Consider the following 18,548-nt stretch of genomic DNA (forward strand, 5'->3'; position numbering starts at 1 on the left):
TTCTCACACTGCATCAACCGATGCTTAAGATCACGCAGCACCGAATCGGCAGCCGGTGAGAGCTGCCTCGAACGAGACGAGTCTTTGGTGAACCGAAGAACCCAAGGGCCGAGAGGCCCGCGCGGAGCCTGGAGCATGATACGAGCTTCGGCGCTGGGCCTGTTGCCCTTCGCCCTGACTGTGAGCCTGCTGGGGTCCACCCCCGCCGTGGCCGAGGAAGCTCCGACGTCGGCGGTACAGCTTGCCGCCCTGGCGGAGGCGACTCCCACGGACCGCGGCCGGGTCGTGGACTACTGGAAGGAGGGCGGGCCCGGGGTCAAGGCAGCGGCCGAGGCCGCGCTGACCGGGACCGATGCCGACCTCCAGGCGTTCCTCGCAGCTGTGGACGGCATCGCGCACCAGGACAATCGCGTGACCACCGCCCAGATGGCCAGTGTCGGCGGTACGGAGCTCCTGACCGCGGCCCGAGCCGCACTGGCCGACACGCCCGGCGCTCTGGAAGACTTCCTGGACGACGGCTGGCAGGATCCGCTGGAGCAGGACCAGCGCGTTCAAGTCGCGAGGATCATCAGCACCGCCGGGCCGAACGTGCAGGACGCCGGGCGGGCCGCGCTGAACGGTACGCCGGAGGACGTCAGCGCGTTCCTCAGCGCGGGCCAGTACACCGCGCGTGAGCAGGACGAGCGCGTGCAGGTCGTCCAGATCATCAGCGTGGGCGGCGCCAACGTGCAGGCCGCGGGGCGTCTGGCGCTGTACGGCCCGCCGGAGGACCGTCGGGAATTCCTGGAGGTCGGCCAGTTCGTCGCGCGCAACAAGGACGTGGAGCACTCCACGGTTGCCCAGCTGGCCCGGCAGGCGCAGGAGGCGGGCCGGCAGGCGGCCAAGGAGACCAAGGCGGCCAAGGAGGCATCTGCAGAAGCGATCGAGGCGTCCAAACTGGCCAAGGAAGCGGCCCTAAAGGCCGCAGCCGAGGCCGAGGCCGCCAAGGACGACACCGGCAAGGCCGCCCGTGCCGCGGGCCGTGCCGCCAAGGCAGCCACCCAGGCTGCCGCCTCGGCCCAGAAGGCGATCAACGCAGCTCGTGCCGCGAACAATTCCGCGCGTATAGCCGCGAACGCTGCCTCTCAGGCGGCGGCCGCCGCCGCTGCCGCATCCCAGGCCGCAGCCCGCGCCCAGGCCGCGGCAGCCAACGCCGCTGTGGACGCGGACAACGCGGACGCCGCGCGTACCGCCGCGGAGAACGCACGCAACATCGCCAAGGGCGCCGACCTGGCCGCTGACGCCGCCGACGAGGCGTTCAAGGCAGCCACCGCGGCCGGTGACGCCGCGGCCTCGGCAAGGAGCGCGGGCAGCAATGCCAATCTCGCGGCTGACGCCGCGGCAGCGGCGAGTGGCTACGCGGGGGACTCCAGCGCTGCCGCCGCCGAGGCGCGTGCCGCCGCGGCAGCCACCAGGCGCCACGCGCAGGAGGCCAACCGTGCCGCCGCCGAAGCCGAAAGACTCGCCCGCAAAGCTGCCACGGCCGCAGGGGACGCCCGTGACGCCGCTCGATCAGCGGCGACTCACGCGAGGAACGCAGCAGCCGCGGCGGACGATGCCGCCGAGCATGCGGGTGACGCCGCTACGGCGGCCACCAAGTCCACCGCGCATGCCAACGCCGCCACCGCGGCCGCGAACACGGCTTCGGCCACCGTGGCCAAAGCCCAGGAGATCTACACGCTCGCCCGCGAGGTGGAGGCCGAGGAGCTGCTGGGCCGCACCAACGCCGGCATCGAACGTGCCAGGGACCAGAAGGCGGCGCACGCCGCCCGCACCGAGGGTCTGGCCGAGCTGGAGCAGGCAGTCCTGGACCGGGACGCCGAACGCGACCGGCTGGTGGCCGAGGCCGCCGAACCGGGCGCCGACCGGGCCGCGATAGCGGCCCAGGGTCGGAAGCTGGCCGTACTGGCGATGAAGAACGGAACGGCCTGGGAACGAGCGGCAGCCGAAGCCGCACTGGCCGGCCCCGGCGACGTCGTCCTCGACTATCTGAAGAACGGCTGGGAGACCGCCGGGCAGCAGGACGAGCGCTCCTACGTCGCGCGCCTCGCCGAAGAGAGCGCAACCCCGGAGATCCGGGCAGCGGCTGAGGTCGCACTCGCCGGCGACGCCGCGACCGTCACCGCCTTCGTCAATGGAGGCCAGTACCAGGTGGCTTCCCAGAGCATGCGCGTGGCCATCGCACAGGTCGTCTCCGAGGCGGGCCCGGTCGTCACCGAGACGGGCAGGGCGGCGCTCAATAGCGGCGACCCGAAGAAATACAGTGAGTTCCTGGTCGAGACGCAGTACACCGCGCGGAACCAGGACGAGCGAGTCAGAGCCGCGCAGCTGGTCTCCGTCGGTGGTCCCGAGGTCAAGTCCGCGGCCCGGGTCGCGCTGGAGGGCTCGCCTGCGACGCTGCACGCCTTCATCGCCTCCGGTCAGTACAAGGCGGCGCGCAAGGACCACCTCACGGCCACTCACGTGGCTCAGGTCCAGAAGCTGATTGCCGACGCGTCGAAGGTCGCGGCGAACGCCCAGAAGGATGCCGCGCTCGCGCAGAAGGTGGCCGCCAAGGCCCGCAAGGCCGCCGACGAGGCCAACGGCTGGGCGGTGAAGGCGGACGAATACGCCGAGGAGGCCCAGGGATACGCCGACGAGGCTGCCCAGCACGCCAAGGACGCCGAAGCCTCGGCGGCCAGCGCTGCCGAGTCCGCCGCGACCGCACGCGCCGCAGCCCAGGACGCCAACCTCGCAGCCGAGGACGCCGCCCTGTCCGCCACGGACGCCACCCTCTCCTCGGACATGGCTCAGGTGTCGGCGTCTCGCGCATGGGTCGCCGCCGACCAGGCACGCGCGTCGGCGATCGCCGCCGGCAAGGACGCCGATGCCGCACTCAAAGCTGCCACCGAGGCCTTCACCATCGCGGTCAAGAAGTACCGGGAAGAGGAGGAAGTCCGCCGCAAGGCCGCCATCGCCGCCAAGCAGAAGGCGATGAACGACCCTGGCGTCCGTGCCCGCAAGCAATACCGCTGCGGACAGTCAATCGTCCCCTGCGACCCACAGGAGTTCGCCCGCTGGTGCCAGCACAGCGACGTCTACTGCGACATCATCGCCTATGGGGACGAGTTCGGCGACGCCATGGAAGAACTGTGGGGCGTCACCGCAGAACTCACCGGCCTCACAGAACTCGAAGCGTGCCTCGACAAAAGGGACCTATCCAACTGCGGATTCCTCGCGGTGGATGTCCTCATTTCCAGCAAACTCAAGGCGCTGAACAAGGCCTACGAGGGCCTTACGTGGGCCAAGCGCGGCTGCAAGATCGTCTCCGGTATGACGACCATGATGGCCGCACAGGCGGCGGGGGTCGGCAAGGGCTGTCTCGAGGGTAAGATCGACTACGATGTGTTCGACCCTGACACGGGGAACATCATCACCGACATCGACCTCTTCGAGGATGACATCCTGTGGGAGGACAAGAGCGTTCTCGGCTACTGGGCAGACGACGGCTGGCTCGATGAGCACATCGAGGAGAAGTTCGAGAAGTACCTGAGGGCTCGTAAGCAGCTTCCCGAGCATTATCGAGATGCCTCCATCGGCTTCCGGTTCACCAGGCCGAATCAGGACTCGCGGTTCATGGAGGCAGTCGAGGCCCGGTTCCAGAAACTGAGGGAGAAGTATCCGGACGTGCACATCATGACGAAGTGGTTCTGATGGGTTACCCGTTCCAAGCCACCGACAGGTCAAGAACTCTGTGGGATCCGGCGCTCAGGGTGGGGCAGGCCTACGTGGCCCTTGCCCGGGAAGCCGGCGAACTGCACGGTATGTCGACGGGCTTGACCGAGAACGAGCGACTCGGTGGAAGTGACGTGGACCTGGCCGTGTTCCAACAGTTCACCCAGGGGCTTTACGACAGGTATTGCGCCACCAACAACTTCGTCCTGCACGGTCTCCTCCGTGGGCTCTTGCTGCCCTCGATCGTGATGCTCGAGAAGGGCGGCGGATCGATCACTCGGACACCTGAGAGTGAGGACGGTCTGCTGGCGGAGCTGGACTCCTACGTGCGCGCCATGTGGGAAGACTGAGCCGGCCTTCGTACGGACTGCGGGGCGGCCCGGGCAACCGGTCGCCCCGCAGTACCGCCCCCGGGACGTGTGCGCGTCGACGCCCGGAACATGTGCGGGCCGGCGCCTCTGGTCGAGGCGCCGGCCCTCTTTAAGGCCCGGGGTTCACCCGGTGCCGGTCTCACGGGGTGGCCGGGGCCCGGGATGCCTCGGTGATCTCCGTTCCCGCCTCCATCGGATGGGTCACGTCCTCCGCTTCCTTCCCCCGGCCGCCGATGTGGTTGAAGACCAGGTTGAGCAGGACGGCGGCCAGACAGCCGGTCGAGATGCCCGAGTCGAGAATGATCTTCGCGTTCTCCGGGAACGAGTGGTAGAACTCCGGCGCCGCGATCGGGATGATGCCGACGGCCAGGGAGACCGCCACGATCAGGACGTTGTTGTCCTTGTCGAGGCTCGCCCGGACCAGGGTCTGGATACCGCTGGCCGCGACCGAGCCGAACAGCACCACGCCGGCGCCGCCGAGCACCGGGCGGGGCACGACGGCGATGAGCGAGGCGGCCATCGGGCACAGGCCCATCAGAACCAGGAAGCCGCCGCCCGCGGCCACGACGAAGCGGCTGCGGATCTTCGTCATCGCGACGAGGCCGATGTTCTGAGCGAAGGCGCTGCACATGAAGCCGTTGAAGACCGGGCTCAGCGCGGAGCCGAGGGTGTCGGCGCGCAGGCCGGCCGCGATGGTCTTCTCGTCGGCCGGGCGATCCACGATCTCGCCCAGGGCGAGCATGTCGGCGGTGGACTCGGTCATCGAGACCACCATCACCACGCACATGGAGAGGATCGCGGCGAGTTGGAACTGCGGGGCGCCGAAGTGGAACGGGGTCGGGAAGCCGACAATGCTCGCGTCCGCGACCGGCCCGAAGTCCGTGACGCCGAACGGGATGGCGATGAGCGTGCCCGCGACCAGACCCAGCAGCACGGCGATCTGCTTGACGAAGCCGCGGGTGAAGCGGCGCAGCAGGAGGACGATGACGAGGGTGATCGCGGCCAGGCCCAGGTTGGTCGACGATCCGAAGTCGTCGGCCTCGGGGCTGGGGCCCTGCGCCCAGCCGAAGGCCACGGGCAGCAGGGATATACCGATGAGGGTGATGACCGTACCGGTGACGACCGGTGGGAAGAACCGGATCGCCTTGCTGAAGAAGGGGGCCGCGAAGAAACCTATGAGTCCGGCGACGATGACGGCGCCGAAGATGATCGGCAACGCGTCGGACTTGTCCTCGGTGGAGGCGACGATCGCGGTCATGGGGGCGACGCCGGCAAAGGTGACGCCGTTCACGAAGGGCAGCCGGGCGCCGATCTTCCAGATGCCCAGCGTCTGCAGGAAGGTGGCGAGGCCGGCGGTGAACAGGCAGGCGCCGGTGAGGAAGGTCAGTTCGGTCGCGGTCAGGCCGATGGCCGCACCGACGATCAGTGGTGGAGCGACGACTCCGGCGTACATGGCGGCCACGTGCTGCAGGCCGGTCGTCGCCATTTTCAGTGGCGGGAGTTTCTCGTCAACAGGGTGGTCGGCCACGGCGGCGTTCCTCCGGTCGGGTACACGTCGGCTCTGACGCGGGTGTCAGGGAGGTGGTGCGGGTGGTGGTCGTGCGGGACCGGGACGGACCGTTCCGGGAAACGGTGACCGCTCCGGGAGCGTGCGCGCTTGGGCGCACGCGCCCCGGAGACAGCCGCCATGGACCCCGCTCGGGTCCACGGCTACCGGCCGGAAGCCGTCCCTCCCGGCCGGAGATCAAGTGGTGTTCGGTTGTTCGGAGGTGCTGCTCAGCTCTGCTGTGCGGTGTTGCTGCTCATCCCTGTGCGGCGATCGTTGCCAGGCGTCGTGCCTCGTCCCGGGTGGAGCGGGCGATGGCGTCCTCGTCGGCGGTGAGCAGTCGGCCGTTCTCGACGATCTGGCGGCCGTTCACGAACGACGCCGTGACCGGGGCGGCTGCGCCGAGGACCAGGGCGGTCACCGGGTCGGCGATCGAGGAGTGGGCGACGGTGTCCATCCGCCACAGCACCAGGTCGGCCAGCTTGCCCGCCTCCAGCGAGCCGGTCTCGGCGGCCCGGCCCAGGACCTGGGCACCGCCGTAGGTGCCCAGGCGCAGCGCCTGGCGGGCGTTCAGCGCGGCCTCGCGGTGGGCGCCGAGGCGGTTGATCAGCAGGGCGCCTCGCAGTTCGGTGTGGAGTTCGCCGGACTCGTTGGAGGCGGTGCCGTCGACGCCGAGGCCGACCGGGACGCCGGCGGCGAGCATGTCGGGGACGCGGGCGATTCCGGCGGCGAGTCGCGCGTTGGAGGACGGGCAGTGCGCGACGCCGGTCCTCGTGCGGGCGAAGGCGGCGATGTCGGAGTCGTTCATGTGGACGCAGTGCGCCATCCACACGTCCTCGCCGAGCCAGCCGGTGGATTCGAAGTAGTCGGTCGGGCCCATGCCGAACAGCTCGTGGCAGAACTTCTCCTCCTCCACGGTCTCCGAGCCGTGGGTGTGCAGCCGTACGCCGAGCCGGCGGGCCAGCTCCGCGCCCTGGCGCATCAGTTCGGTGGAGACGGAGAAGGGGGAGCAGGGGGCGACCGCGACCTGGGTCATGGCGTCGAAGGAGGCGTCGTGGTGTTCCCGGACGGTGGCCTCGGTGGCGGCGAGCGCGCCGTCCAGGCTCTCCACCGCGAAGTCCGGCGGCAGTCCGCCGTCGGACTCGCCGCGGTCCATGGAGCCGCGGGCGAGGGTGAAGCGGACGCCCATCTCGCGGGCGGCGCGGATGATCGCCCCGGACAGGTCGCCGGAGCCCCGCGGGAAGACGTAGTGGTGGTCCATGGCGGTGGTGACGCCGCCGCGGGCCATCATGGCGAGTGAGCCCTGGGCCGCCGTGTAGGCCATCGGCTCGTCGATGCGCGCCCAGGTCGGGTACAGCGCGACCAGCCAGTCGAACAGGTTGTGGTCGGTGGCCAGACCACGGGTGATCCACTGGTAGAAGTGGTGGTGGGTGTTGACCAGGCCGGGCGTGACCAGGTGACCGGTCGCGTCGATCCGGCGCACCACGTTCGCCAGGCCCTCGGGTGCCCCTCCCGCGCCGACGGACTCGATCCTGTTGCCCGCGAGGACGAGGTGGCCCGAGGCGATCTCGGTGTCGCCCGCGTCCACCGTGGCGATCGCGCAGTTCTCGATGACCACGCGCTCGACCACGCGCTCGGACACGCGCTCCGGTGCCGATGATGCTGCCATGCTGCTTCCTTCTCTTTCAGTGCGGCCCATGGGCTGGAGTGAGTACCCACGGGGAGGGCACGGCAGGACCCTAGGAGGATTTGAGTGCCGGAACGGTGGTGCGGCTCCGGGTGCCGAGATGGTGGAAGAACAGGTTGAGCGTGACCGCGACGAGCGCGCCGGCGCTGATGCCGGAGCCGAGGACGGTCTGCGCCCAGGCGGGGAACTCGGCGTAGAAGGTCGGCGCGGCCAGCGGGATGATGCCGGCGCCGAGCGCCACGGCCACCAGGATGATGTTGGAGCTGTCGTCGAGGCCGGCTTCGGCCAGCGTACGGATGCCGCTGACGGCGATCGAGCCGAAGAGCACGATGCCCGCGCCGCCCAGGACGGGCATGGGGACCAGGGAGACGACCGCGCCGAGGACCGGGAAGGCGCCCAGGACGAGCAGGGTGGCGCCGGCGACGGCGACGACGTAGCGGCTGCGTACCCGGGTGAGGGTGACGACGCCCACGTTCTGGGCGAAGGCGGAGGTGGGGAAGCCGCCGAAGACGGGGCCGACCAGGGTGGCGAGGCCGTCGGTGCGCAGGCCGCGGGTGATCACCTCGGCGTCGGCGGGGCGGTCGCAGATCTCGCCGAGGGCGAGCATGCCGGCGGACGACTCGGTCATCAGGACCAGCATCACGATGCACAGCGACAGGATGGCCGCGGGCTGGAACTCGGGGGCTCCGAAGGCGAAGGGCGTGGGCAGCGCGGCCACCGGCGCGGACTTCAGGGCGCTGAAGTCCGCCATGCCCACGGGGATGGCGACCAGGGTGCCGACGAGCAGGCCGAAGAGCAGGGCGACCTGCTTGAGGAAGCCCTTGCCGAAGCGCTGCATGACGAGGATGACGGCGAGGGTGAACGCGGCGAGCGCGAGGTTGCGCATCGAGCCGAAGTCGGCGGCGCTCTCGTCGCCGCCCTGGGCCCAGCCGACCGGGACCGGCATCAGGGTGACGCCGATGAGGGTGATGACGACGCCGGTGACCAGGGGTGGGAAGAAGCGGAGCAGCCGGCCGAAGAACGGGCCGACGGCGAGGCAGAAGACGCCGGCGACCATCACCGCGCCGTAGATGGCGGGGAGTTGGCGGCCGTCACCGTTGGTCTCGGCGATGGCGAGGATGGGTGCGATGCCGGCCGAGGAGGCCGCGTTGACGAACGGCAGGCGGTTGCCGATGAAGCCCTTGACGCCGAGGGTCTGGAGCAGGGTCGCGACACCGGCGATGAGCAGGCTCGCGGCGATCAGCCTGGTGCGGCCCTCGAGGTCGAGTCCGCAGGCCTGGCCGATGATGAGTGGAGGGGTGACGACGCCCGCGTACATGGCGGCGATGTGCTGGAGCGCGGCGGGGGCGAGCCGCGAGGGGTGGAGCTTCTCGTCCACCGGGTGCACGGACGTGACGGCGTCCTCCGTGTGCACCGGCGGGGTGGAACAGGAGCCTTTCGCCGGCTCCGTTGCAGGCTGTGCCATGGTCTTCCCTCCGGTGTGGCGCGCCACCGGCCCCGGGGGGGGGGCCGGGCCGGTGGCGCGCTTCCCGCGTCAGAGGTTGGTCATGTCGACCGGGATGAGTTGCTCGGCGCCGTCGCGCAGGATGGTGGCCTCGATCAGGCCGTACGGACGGTCGGCGGCGTAGTAGACGGCGCCGTCCTTGGGGTCGTTGTCGATCCCGAAGGGCGACAGGTCCGAGCGGAAGTGGTGCTTGTTGGGCATGGAGAAGCGGATCTCGTCGACCTCGTCGCGGGAGTTCAGCACCCGCACACCCATCTCGAAGAGGGTCTGCTGGAGCGAGTACGAGTAGGTCTCGGCGAACGCCTGGAGCGCGTGCTTGCGCACTCCGCTGTACGAGCGGTCCCAGTCGGGGGCGTGCGAGTCGACGCCGTCCCAGTTGTGCCGCCACCAGGTGGAGACGGTGGTGGCGAGGATCCGGTCGTAGTCCTCCTTGAGGGTGGTGTACTTGTCCTTCAGGTAGCCGAAGAACTCGGAGTTGGTCGAGTTCAGGACGGTCAGGTCCTTGAAGCCGGAGAGCACCTGGATGCCGTGGCCGTCGTAGGTGATCTCCGCGACGCGGGTCTCCTGGCCCGTGCGGACGAAGGAGTGGGCGATCTCCTCCGAGCCGACGAAGCGGGCGCCGCCCTTCGAGGTCTCGATCCGCTCCCAGCCGTACTCCTCGACGCGGATGCGGGCCTGGTGGATGGGGTCGTTGTTGTCCACGAAGTGGCGGGCGAGCTTGACGCCGAGGTCCTCGGCGCTCTCGATCCCGTGCTCCTTGGCGAAGGCGAACACCGTGTTCTTGGTGGTGTCGGTCGGCAGGACGTTCGCGTTGGACCCGCTGCGGTGGACCTCCTCCATGTCACCGGAGAGGGCGACGGAGACGTTCAGGTCCTTGATGTGGTGCGTGTCGCCGTCCCGCGTGATCTTGACAACGCGGTTCTCTGCCTTGCCGTACTGGTTCTGTCCCAGGACGAAACGGGTCATGTGTCGGTCAGCTCCCTCGGTAAACGGAGTAGCCGAACGGGTTGAGCAGCAGCGGAACGTGGTAGTGCTCCCCGGGCACCACCGCGAAGGTGATGGTGACCTCGGGGAAGAACACCGGCCGGCCGTTCTCGCTGTCCCGGAGCGCGGGGGCGTCCTGCTGGGCCGCGGCTTGTTTCTTGGCGAAGTACGTCTCGGTGTCGAAGTCGAGTCGTACGTGTGTGGTGCCCTCCGGCAGGGCCGGCAGGTCCTTGCACCGGCCGTCCGCGTCGGTCGCGGAGCCGCCGAGTGTCCGCCAGTCCGCGTCGCCGCCCGCGCGGGCGGCGAGTTGGACGGCTACGGCCTCGGCGGGGCGGCCGACGCTGGTGTCCAGGATGTGCGTGGACACGGAGGCGGTGGTGCTGGTGCTCATGGTCGGGCGTCCTGTTCGACGAGTCGGGTCAGGCGGATGCGGTTGATCTTCCCCAGTTCGGTGCGGACGATCTCCCGCTCCTGCTCGGGCGAGTTGCCGATCCGCTCCGCAGCCGCGTCCCGCATCTGCTCGCCGGTTCGGCCGGTGGCGCAGATGAGGAAGACGTGGCCGAACTTCTCCTGGTAGGCCAGGTTCAGTTCGAGCATCTCCGCCTTGAGTTCCTCGGCGGCGCCGGCCATCCCGGCCTGTTCGCGGGACGAGGTCGGGTCCCCCGGCTTGGGGCGGCCGATCGGCGGATGCCCGGCCATCGCCTCCGCCAGGTCGTCCGCCGTCAGCTCGGCCATGGCGGCGTCACTGGCGGCGTACAGGTCCTCGGGGGTGGCATGGGGGCGTGCTGCGATCAGGTGCCGGGCCCACGCCGTGGAGGCGCACGCCTCGTGGAGTTCCGCGAGCGCGGCGGACTCCTCGAGGGTGTTGAAACGGGCCAGGCCCGACGCGGAAATGGACGTCACGGGAGCCTCCGTGGCCTTGTGCTGAACGGGCGTGCCGATAGCTAACGCCCTCGGAAACAAGCCGTCAACACTTTGTTGAAAATTCGGGAGAACGAAAGCCGCCGCCCGGTAACCGGACGGCGGCTTGCTGTTCACGAGGTCGCACCTGGTCGAAGACCCGTTCGCGGTCAGGTGCCCTTCTCGCGGTTGAGGTAGTTGTAGACGGTGAAGCGGCTGACGCCGAGGGCGCCCGCGACGGTCTCCACCCCGTGCCGCACGGAGAAGGCGCCGCGCGCCTCCAGGACCCGCACGACCTCCTGCTTGGTCCGCCGGTCGAGTTCGGCCAGCGGCCTGCCCTGCCGACGCTCCATGGCGGCCAGGATGTGGTCCAGGGAGTCGGCGAGCTGCGGCAGGCGTACGGCGACGACGTCAGCACCCTCCCAGGAGAGCACGACGTCGTCCTGGCCCGCCTCGTCGGGCGGGAGCAGCTCGCCGCCGATGGCGTCGACCAGGGGCTTCACGGCCACGATGAAGGGTTCCTCCCCCGGACCCGTCACCGCTCACCCTCCTCTGCGGCGCTCTTCCCTGACGCTCTCTCCTCGGTCGCGTTCTTCTCGGATGCACTCTCCTCGACCACGTTCACCTGGAGCGAGATCCGGGTGGCGCCCGCTTCCAAGGACCGGCGCAGCAGCGCGTCCACGGCGGTGAGCACCCCGTCGGCGCCGCCCTCGGCGGTGTTGCCGAAGGGGCCGACGTCGACCGCGTCCAGCTCGGCGGCCTCGACGACCTCCCGGGCCACCACCGCGTGCGCGGGTGCCTCGTCCAGGTCGAAGGGCTCGGTCGTGAACTCCACTCTCAATCGCACCCGGTCAACCTAACGCGCGGTGACCGTTTCCGCCGCCCCCTCTTGACAAGGCGGAAGCCCTGACGGCAATCTTCCATTAAGCAGAAACGAACTTCCGTAATGCGGAACACGATCGAACGGAAGGGAGCGCGGCACCCGATGCCAGGTTTCGAGTGGAGCACAGCCGCAGACCAGCGCTTCAACGTCAACCTGTCGATCCTCTTCACGGAACTCCCGCTCCTGGAGCGCCCCGCGGCCGCCGCCGCGGCCGGCTTCACCGCGGTCGAGCTGTGGTGGCCCTGGATCGACTCGCCCACCCCCGAGCAGGCCGAGCTCGACGCCCTGAAGAAGGCCATCGAGGACGCGGGCGTGCAGCTGACCGGGCTGAACTTCTACGCGGGACAGCTGCCCGGTCCCGACCGCGGTGCGCTGTCGGTCCTCGGCGAGGAGTCGGACCGGTTCCGCGCCAACATCGACGTGGCCGCCGACTTCGCGAAGTCGCTGGGCTGCACGGCGCTCAACGCGCTGTACGGCAACCGCGTCGAGGGCGTGGACCCGGCCGAGCAGGACAGGCTCGCCCTGGAGAACCTGGTCCTCGCCGCCCGCGCGGCCGACCGGATCGGCGCCGTCCTGCTGGTCGAGGCGCTCAACGAGCCCGAGTCGCCGCTGTACCCGCTGGTGTCGGCGCCGGCCGCCGTCGCGGTCGTCGACCAGGTCAACGAGGCCACGGGGCTCGGCAACGCCAAGTTCCTCATGGACCTGTACCACCTGTCCATGAACGGCGAGGACCTGCCGCGGGTGATCGACGCGTACGCCGCGAAGACCGGCCACGTGCAGATCGCCGACAACCCCGGCCGCGGCGCGCCCGGCACGGGCTCCCTCCCGCTGGAGGAGCTGCTCGGCCGGCTGAGGAAGGCCGGATACGACGGCTGGGTCGGCCTGGAGTACAAGCCGGGCGACAACCCGAGCGCCGAGTCCTTCACCTGGCTGCCGGCCGAGGCCCGCGCGGCCCGCTGAACGCCACCCCGCAGGAACTTTTCAGAGATTGTCAGAGAGGCACCCATCATGAGCACGCTTCCCAAGGTCGCCTGGATCGGTCTCGGCATCATGGGATCCCCCATGTCGGAGAACCTGATCAAGGCGGGTTACCAGGTCACCGGCTTCACCCTGGAGCAGGAGAAGCTGGACCGCCTGTCCGCCGCCGGCGGCACCGTGGCCGGCTCGATCGCCGAGGCCGTGCGCGACGCCGACGTGATCGTCACCATGGTGCCCGCGTCCCCCCAGGTCGAGGCCATCGCCTACGGCCCCGAGGGCATCCTGGAGAACGCGAAGTCCGGCGCCCTGCTGGTCGACATGTCCTCCATCACCCCGCAGACCTCCGTCGACCTGGCGAAGGCCGCGAAGGACAAGGGCGTCCGCGTCCTGGACGCCCCCGTCTCCGGCGGTGAGGCCGGTGCCGTCGAGGCCGTGCTGTCCATCATGGTCGGCGGTGAGCAGGCCGACTTCGACGAGGCCAAGCCGCTCCTGGAGGCACTGGGCAAGACCATCGTGCTGTGCGGTCCGCACGGCTCGGGCCAGACCGTGAAGGCCGCCAACCAGCTGATCGTCGCCGTGAACATCCAGGCGTGCGCCGAGGCCGTCGTCTTCCTGGAGAAGTCGGGCGTGGACCTCAAGGCCGCCCTCGACGTCCTGGGCGGCGGCCTGGCGGGCTCCACCGTGCTGACGCGGAAGAAGGACAACTTCCTGGCCCGCGACTTCAAGCCGGGCTTCCGCATCGACCTGCACCACAAGGACATGGGCATCGTCACCGACGCCGCCCGCAACGTCGGCGCCGCGCTGCCGGTCGGCGCCGTGGTCGCCCAGCTGGTCGCCTCGCTGCGCACCCAGGGCGACGGCGGCCTGGACCACTCGGCCCTGCTGCGGGCCGTGGAGCGCCTCTCCGGCGCCCAGGTCTGACCGCGGGCGGCCCACGAGACTTCCGGGCGGCGCCGTCGCTGACACCTGTCCTGTCGCGCCCGAGCGGCGGCGCCGCCCGGAACCCACTTCAACAAACTGTTGACGTGCCTCCGCCCCAAATCTAGGCTCCACGAAGCGGAAACAAGTTTCCGCTGACCCCTCGCACGGAAGGTCCCCGATGTCGCAGCGCGTGCTCACGACAGAGTCCGGCGCCCCGGTCGCCGACAACCAGAACTCCGCCTCCGCCGGCATCGGCGGCCCGCTCCTGATCCAGGACCAGCACCTGCTGGAGAAGCTCGCCCGCTTCAACCGCGAGCGCATCCCGGAGCGTGTGGTGCACGCCCGCGGTTCCGGCGCCTACGGTCACTTCGAGGTGACCGACGACGTCACCGACGTCACTCACGCCGACTTCCTGAACACGGTCGGCAAGCGCACCGAGGTCTTCCTGCGCTTCTCCACCGTGGCCGACTCGCTGGGCGGCGCGGACGCGGTCCGCGACCCGCGCGGCTTCGCGCTGAAGTTCTACACCGAAGAGGGCAACTACGACCTCGTCGGCAACAACACCCCGGTGTTCTTCATCAAGGACCCGATCAAGTTCCCCGACTTCATCCACTCGCAGAAGCGCGACCCGTTCTCGGGCCGTCAGGAGCCGGACAACGTCTGGGACTTCTGGGCGCACTCCCCCGAGGCCACGCACCAGGTGACCTGGCTGATGGGCGACCGCGGCATCCCGGCGTCGTACCGCCACATGGACGGCTTCGGCTCGCACACCTACCAGTGGACGAACGGCAAGGGCGAGTCCTTCTTCGTCAAGTACCACTTCAAGACGGACCAGGGCATCCGCTCCCTGACCGCCGAGCAGGCGGCGGAGCTCGCGGGCCAGGACCCGACCTCGCACCAGACGGACCTGGTGCAGGCGATCGAGCGGGGCGTGTACCCGTCCTGGACGCTGCACGTGCAGCTGATGCCGGTGGCCGAGGCGGCGAACTACCGCTTCAACCCGTTCGACGTGACCAAGGTGTGGCCGCACGGCGACTACCCGCTGCGCCGCGTGGGCCGGCTGGTGCTGGACCGCAACCCGGACAACGTCTTCGCCGAGGTCGAGCAGGCCGCGTTCTCCCCGAACAACTTCGTTCCGGGTATCGGCCCCTCCCCCGACAAGATGCTCCAGGGCCGCCTGTTCGCCTACGCGGACGCCCACCGCTACCGCCTGGGCGTCAACCACACCCAGCTCGCGGTGAACGCGCCGAAGGCGGTGCCCGGTGGCGCGGACAACTACGGCCGCGACGGCCTGATGGCCTCCAACCCGCAGGGCCGTGACGCCAGGAACTACGAGCCGAACTCCTACGACGGCCCGGTCGAGACCGGCCGCCCGCTGGCCGCCCCGCTCGCGGTGTCCGGCCACACCGGCACCCACGAGGCGCCGCTGCACACCAAGGACGACCCCTTCTTCCAGGCCGGTGAGCTGTACCGCCTGATGACCGGGGACGAGAAGAAGCGTCTGATCGCGAACATCGCCGGCGGCCTCTCCCAGGTCTCCCGCAACGACGTGGTCGAGAAGAACCTCGCGCACTTCCACGCCGCCGACCCGGAGTACGGCAAGCGTGTTCAGGAGGCGGTCCGCGCCCTGCGCGAGGACTGATCCACCAGCTCGCGCACGGGCCCCGGCGGGGAGGCCGGGACCGTGTGCGCGGCTCGCGAAGGCACCGGAGCGGCCCGGATGAGGGGTGGCCGCACGGTGCCGGCGCGGGCAGGGCCAGGACCGCGGCGGCCTGCGAGCCAGTGCGGTGGTGAAGGGCACCGGAGCTTCTCCTACGACCTGAGGGGAGAAGCCGTCCGGTCCCGTCGCACCGCCGCGGTCCCAGCCACCACCCGCCCCTTGGCGAAAAGGGGCCCCGGAAACTCCGTCCGGCGGCGCGAACGACCTGTCGCGCCCAGACTCGCGCTGTCGGACGGACACCACTCGAAGAACCTTCACCGGCCGGAGAGCGCCGGATGCGGACGGTCCCGCATCCGGCGCTCTGCGGCGTTTCGCCCGGGTGCAGTCCGCCCTGGTGCCGGGGTGCGGATTCCGCGCCCGCGCAGCAGCCTGAAGGCATGGCAATGGCACACCCACCCGAACACCCGCACATCGTCGTCCACGCCCCCGCCCTGGACGGGTCCCGCCGGGTCACCTCCGGCGACGAGGCCCTCGGCGTCGCCTCGCACGCCGATGACGTCGCCGAGCTGTTGCGCCTCGCCGACCTCTACGTGACCGACGTCGAGGAGAGCGAGCTGGTCGAGTGGCAGGGCGGTGGCCCGGACGACTGGCCGGGACTGCACGAGCATCACGAGAACCACGACGGCTGAAAGCGCGTAGGCGCCCTCGGCAGCGGGCACAACCCGGGCAACGCGGGGTGGTCTCGGGGGTGGTCACATGGACGACGGCACAACGGTCCGGCTCGCACCGCACGAGGTCGCGTTGCTGCGCGGCGGCCCCCGTGCCGCCGTGACGGTCGCCGTGGTGGACCTGTATCTGCGGGGCGCCCTCGACGCCGGTCCGCCGGGCACCGTACGGTCCCTGTCGTCGCCGCCGGGGGCGGCCGCGGTGCCCCTCCCGGCCCTGGCCAAGGCGGTGCGGGAGTGTCTGTACGAGCCCCTGCCGGTACGGAGGCTGACCCGGCACCCGGACATCCGCCTCGCGCTGGCGCTGACGCGGATCCCCTTGGCGGAGGCCGGGTTGCTGCGCTACCCGCTGCTCGGTCCGACACGTGCCGCCCGCCGCCGGGTGCGGGCCCTGCGGGAGTCGCACCCGCTGCCCACGAGCCGGCGCGGCATGACGGCCGACGACAGGCTGCTCGCCGTCGCCCTGCACGACGTGGCCGCCCTGCGCGTCCTGTTGCCCCGCTTCTCCCTGCGGGCGGGACTCGTCGAACGGGTGGAAGTGACGGGCAGGAACCTGCTCAAGCACTCCCCGCCGGAACGCGGCAGCGGCTCGGGGGGCGGCATGGCGTACTACTGCGGCGGGGGCGGCGGAGGCGGAGGCGGAGGCGGAGGCGGAGGCGACTGAGCGGAAAACGGTGACTGAGCGGAAACGGCGGCAGGGCACGCGGAAGAGTGGCCCGTCCGTCAGGAACGGGCCGCTCTTCCGCGTGCCGCGTACGGGTCAGACCTTCAGCGTCCGGACGGCGGTCGGGGCGTGCCCCGGCTCGGTCGCCAGCTCCTCGAACTCCACGACGTTGCCGATGTCGTTGGTGCCCGACATGGAGATGTTGGTGACGCGCTCCAGGATCGCCTCGACCACGACCGGCACCTGGTGCTCGGCGGCGAGCTTCTTGGCCTGCTCCAGGGCCGCGCCCAGCTCACCGGGGTCGGTCACCCGGATCGCCTTGCAGCCCAGGCCCTCGGCGACCTTGACGTGGTCGACGCCGTAGACGCCCAGCTCGGGCGAGTTGATGTTCTCGAACTCCAGGTTGACCTGGAAGTCGATCTCGAACGCCCGCTGCGCCTGCCGGATCAGGCCCAGGTAGGAGTTGTTCACCAGGACGTGCACGTACGGGATCTTGTGCTGCGCGCCGACGGCCAGTTCCTCCAGCATGAACTGGAAGTCGTAGTCGCCGGAGAGCGCCACGACCTGGGTGCCGGGGTCGGCCTTGGCGACGCCGAGGGCGGCCGGGACGGTCCAGCCGAGCGGGCCGGCCTGGCCGCAGTTGATCCAGTGCCGCGGGCGGTAGACGTGCAGCATCTGCGCGCCGGCGATCTGGGAGAGGCCGATGGTGGAGACGTACCGGGTCTCCGGTCCGAAGGCCTTGTTCATCTCCTCGTAGACGCGCTGCGGCTTGATCGGGATGTCGTCGAAGTGCGTACGGCGCTGGAGCGTGGCCTTCCTCTCCTGCGCCGCGGCGGCCCACACCGAGCGGTCGGGCAGCCTGCCGGCCGCCTTCAGCTCCCCCGCGACCTCGACGAACAGCGCCAGGGCGGCCTTCGCGTCGGAGGCGATGCCGTAGTCCGGTGCGAAGATCTTGCCGATCTGGGTCGGCTCGACGTCGACGTGGACGAACTTGCGTCCGGCGGTGTAGACGTCGAGCTTGCCGGTGTGGCGGTTGGCCCAGCGGTTGCCGATGCCGAGGACGAAGTCGGACTCCAGGAAGGTCGCGTTGCCGTAGCGGTGCGAGGTCTGGAGGCCGACCATGCCGGCGTTCAGCTCGTGGTCGTCGGGCAGCAGGCCCCAGCCCATCAGGGTCGGCACGACCGGGGTGCCGGTCAACTCGGCGAACTCGAGAAGGAGGTCGGCGGCGTCGGCGTTGATGACACCACCGCCGGCCACGATCAGCGGGCGCTCGGCGGCGCACAGCATGCCGATCGCCTTCTCGATCTGGGCGCGGCTCGCGGCCGGCTTGTAGACCGGGAGCGGCTCGTAGGTGTCCGGGTCGAACTCGATCTCCGTCATCTGGACGTCGATCGGCAGGTCGATCAGGACCGGGCCGGGCCGGCCGGAGCGCATGAGGTGGAACGCCTGCTGGAAGACGCCGGGGACCTGGGCGGCCTCCAGGACGGTGACGGCCATCTTGGTGACCGGCTTGGCGATCGAGGCGATGTCGACGGCCTGGAAGTCCTCCTTGTGGATCACCGCGGTCGGCGCCTGGCCGGTGATGCACAGGATCGGGATCGAGTCGCCGATCGCCGAGTACAGGCCGGTGATCATGTCGGTGCCGGCCGGCCCGGAGGTGCCGATGCAGACGCCGATGTTGCCGGCGTGGGTCCGGGTGTAGCCCTCGGCCATGTGCGAGGCGCCCTCGACGTGGCGGGCGAGGGTGTGCTGGACACCGCCGGAGGCCTTGAGCGCCGCGTAGAAGGGGTTGATCGCCGCGCCCGGCACACCGAACGCGTCCGTGACGCCCTCGCGCTTGAGAATCTCAACTGCCGCTCGGGCAGCGGTCATACGAGCCATCGAGTACTCCTGCTGTCGGCTGTCGGATTCGCACTCCCGTCGCGCCCCGCGGTGAGCACTTCCGTAGCAACTTCCGTATAGCGAAATTTGT

General features: G+C 70.1%; 16 protein-coding genes. 7 read left to right on the top strand and 9 right to left on the bottom strand.

Annotated features, from left to right (window positions below; translation table 11 throughout):
• Positions 1–135: 135 nt before the first annotated feature.
• Both ABEA26_RS18330 and ABEA26_RS18335 read left to right on the top strand, forming a co-directional pair.
• On the top strand, positions 136–3,732 hold the full coding sequence (locus ABEA26_RS18330; RefSeq protein WP_345593596.1) for an ALF repeat-containing protein: 3,597 nt from the start codon (positions 136–138) through the stop codon (positions 3,730–3,732).
• Positions 3,732–4,103: a DUF6086 family protein gene (locus ABEA26_RS18335; protein WP_345593610.1), complete on the top strand. Its 372-nt coding sequence runs from the start codon at positions 3,732–3,734 to the stop codon at positions 4,101–4,103. Before ABEA26_RS18330 ends, ABEA26_RS18335 begins: the two co-directional genes overlap by 1 nt.
• 160 nt (positions 4,104–4,263) lie before the next feature.
• Here the strand turns inward: ABEA26_RS18335 and ABEA26_RS18340 are convergent, their stop codons facing one another.
• The 8 genes from ABEA26_RS18340 to ABEA26_RS18375 form a co-directional block, all read right to left on the bottom strand.
• Positions 4,264–5,652, bottom strand: a complete 1,389-nt coding sequence (locus ABEA26_RS18340) for a nucleobase:cation symporter-2 family protein (protein WP_345593597.1) — start codon at positions 5,650–5,652, stop codon at positions 4,264–4,266.
• A 274-nt stretch (positions 5,653–5,926) separates the two neighbouring features.
• A complete protein-coding gene (locus tag ABEA26_RS18345; protein ID WP_345593598.1) occupies positions 5,927–7,339 on the bottom strand; it encodes an 8-oxoguanine deaminase in 1,413 nt (470 codons plus the stop codon).
• 70 nt (positions 7,340–7,409) lie between these two features.
• Positions 7,410–8,822, bottom strand: coding sequence for a nucleobase:cation symporter-2 family protein (locus ABEA26_RS18350; RefSeq protein WP_345593599.1), 1,413 nt, complete (start codon positions 8,820–8,822; stop codon positions 7,410–7,412).
• 69 nt (positions 8,823–8,891) lie between these two features.
• The gene (pucL, locus tag ABEA26_RS18355) at positions 8,892–9,827 is read right to left on the bottom strand and encodes a factor-independent urate hydroxylase (RefSeq protein WP_345593600.1); all 936 of its coding nucleotides are present in this window, start codon (positions 9,825–9,827) and stop codon (positions 8,892–8,894) included.
• Between the two features lie 7 nt (positions 9,828–9,834).
• Entirely contained in the window at positions 9,835–10,236 is a 402-nt protein-coding gene (gene uraH, locus ABEA26_RS18360) for a hydroxyisourate hydrolase (protein WP_345593601.1), read from the bottom strand.
• Positions 10,233–10,748: a 2-oxo-4-hydroxy-4-carboxy-5-ureidoimidazoline decarboxylase gene (uraD, locus tag ABEA26_RS18365; protein ID WP_345593602.1), complete on the bottom strand. Its 516-nt coding sequence runs from the start codon at positions 10,746–10,748 to the stop codon at positions 10,233–10,235. The genes uraH and uraD overlap by 4 nt, the downstream gene beginning before the upstream one ends.
• 167 nt (positions 10,749–10,915) lie before the next feature.
• Positions 10,916–11,284, bottom strand: coding sequence for a helix-turn-helix domain-containing protein (locus tag ABEA26_RS18370; RefSeq protein WP_345593603.1), 369 nt, complete (start codon positions 11,282–11,284; stop codon positions 10,916–10,918).
• A complete protein-coding gene (locus ABEA26_RS18375; RefSeq protein WP_345593604.1) occupies positions 11,281–11,592 on the bottom strand; it encodes a YkoF family thiamine-binding protein in 312 nt (103 codons plus the stop codon). The genes ABEA26_RS18370 and ABEA26_RS18375 overlap by 4 nt, the downstream gene beginning before the upstream one ends.
• A 138-nt stretch (positions 11,593–11,730) precedes the next feature.
• On the opposite strand from ABEA26_RS18375, the gene ABEA26_RS18380 reads away from it, so the two are divergent.
• The 5 genes from ABEA26_RS18380 to ABEA26_RS18400 all read left to right on the top strand — a co-directional run bounded on the left by ABEA26_RS18380 (position 11,731) and on the right by ABEA26_RS18400 (position 16,576).
• Positions 11,731–12,588 (top strand): TIM barrel protein, encoded by an 858-nt coding sequence (locus ABEA26_RS18380; RefSeq protein WP_345593605.1) that lies wholly within the window; start codon positions 11,731–11,733, stop codon positions 12,586–12,588.
• Positions 12,589–12,636: 48 nt separating this feature from the next.
• Positions 12,637–13,527, top strand: coding sequence for a 2-hydroxy-3-oxopropionate reductase (locus ABEA26_RS18385; RefSeq protein ID WP_345593606.1), 891 nt, complete (start codon positions 12,637–12,639; stop codon positions 13,525–13,527).
• Between the two features lie 178 nt (positions 13,528–13,705).
• Positions 13,706–15,169 carry a catalase gene (locus tag ABEA26_RS18390; protein ID WP_345593607.1) on the top strand — a complete coding sequence of 488 codons (1,464 nt, stop codon included), beginning with the start codon at positions 13,706–13,708 and terminating at the stop codon, positions 15,167–15,169.
• A 461-nt stretch (positions 15,170–15,630) separates the two neighbouring features.
• Positions 15,631–15,876: a hypothetical protein gene (locus ABEA26_RS18395; RefSeq protein ID WP_345593611.1), complete on the top strand. Its 246-nt coding sequence runs from the start codon at positions 15,631–15,633 to the stop codon at positions 15,874–15,876.
• A 67-nt stretch (positions 15,877–15,943) separates the two neighbouring features.
• A complete protein-coding gene (locus ABEA26_RS18400) occupies positions 15,944–16,576 on the top strand; it encodes a DUF2207 domain-containing protein (protein ID WP_345593608.1) in 633 nt (210 codons plus the stop codon).
• A gap of 96 nt (positions 16,577–16,672) precedes the next feature.
• On the opposite strand, the gene gcl is transcribed toward ABEA26_RS18400, so the two are convergent.
• A complete protein-coding gene (gene gcl, locus ABEA26_RS18405) occupies positions 16,673–18,457 on the bottom strand; it encodes a glyoxylate carboligase (RefSeq protein ID WP_345593609.1) in 1,785 nt (594 codons plus the stop codon).
• Between the last annotated feature and the right edge of the window lie 91 nt (positions 18,458–18,548).

This window comes from Streptomyces marokkonensis (genome assembly GCF_039539045.1).
Taxonomy (GTDB): Bacteria; Actinomycetota; Actinomycetes; order Streptomycetales; family Streptomycetaceae; genus Streptomyces; species Streptomyces marokkonensis.

Coding starts and splice junctions, on each gene's coding strand:
- ABEA26_RS18380 (WP_345593605.1), top strand. CDS start 11,731: ATGCCAGGTTTCGAGTGGAGCACAGCCGCAGACCAGCGCTTCAACGTC.
- ABEA26_RS18385 (WP_345593606.1), top strand. CDS start 12,637: ATGAGCACGCTTCCCAAGGTCGCCTGGATCGGTCTCGGCATCATGGGA.
- gcl (WP_345593609.1), bottom strand. CDS start 18,457: ATGGCTCGTATGACCGCTGCCCGAGCGGCAGTTGAGATTCTCAAGCGC.
- ABEA26_RS18390 (WP_345593607.1), top strand. CDS start 13,706: ATGTCGCAGCGCGTGCTCACGACAGAGTCCGGCGCCCCGGTCGCCGAC.
- pucL (WP_345593600.1), bottom strand. CDS start 9,827: ATGACCCGTTTCGTCCTGGGACAGAACCAGTACGGCAAGGCAGAGAAC.
- ABEA26_RS18335 (WP_345593610.1), top strand. CDS start 3,732: ATGGGTTACCCGTTCCAAGCCACCGACAGGTCAAGAACTCTGTGGGAT.
- ABEA26_RS18395 (WP_345593611.1), top strand. CDS start 15,631: ATGGCACACCCACCCGAACACCCGCACATCGTCGTCCACGCCCCCGCC.
- ABEA26_RS18350 (WP_345593599.1), bottom strand. CDS start 8,822: ATGGCACAGCCTGCAACGGAGCCGGCGAAAGGCTCCTGTTCCACCCCG.
- uraH (WP_345593601.1), bottom strand. CDS start 10,236: ATGAGCACCAGCACCACCGCCTCCGTGTCCACGCACATCCTGGACACC.
- ABEA26_RS18330 (WP_345593596.1), top strand. CDS start 136: ATGATACGAGCTTCGGCGCTGGGCCTGTTGCCCTTCGCCCTGACTGTG.
- ABEA26_RS18400 (WP_345593608.1), top strand. CDS start 15,944: ATGGACGACGGCACAACGGTCCGGCTCGCACCGCACGAGGTCGCGTTG.
- ABEA26_RS18345 (WP_345593598.1), bottom strand. CDS start 7,339: ATGGCAGCATCATCGGCACCGGAGCGCGTGTCCGAGCGCGTGGTCGAG.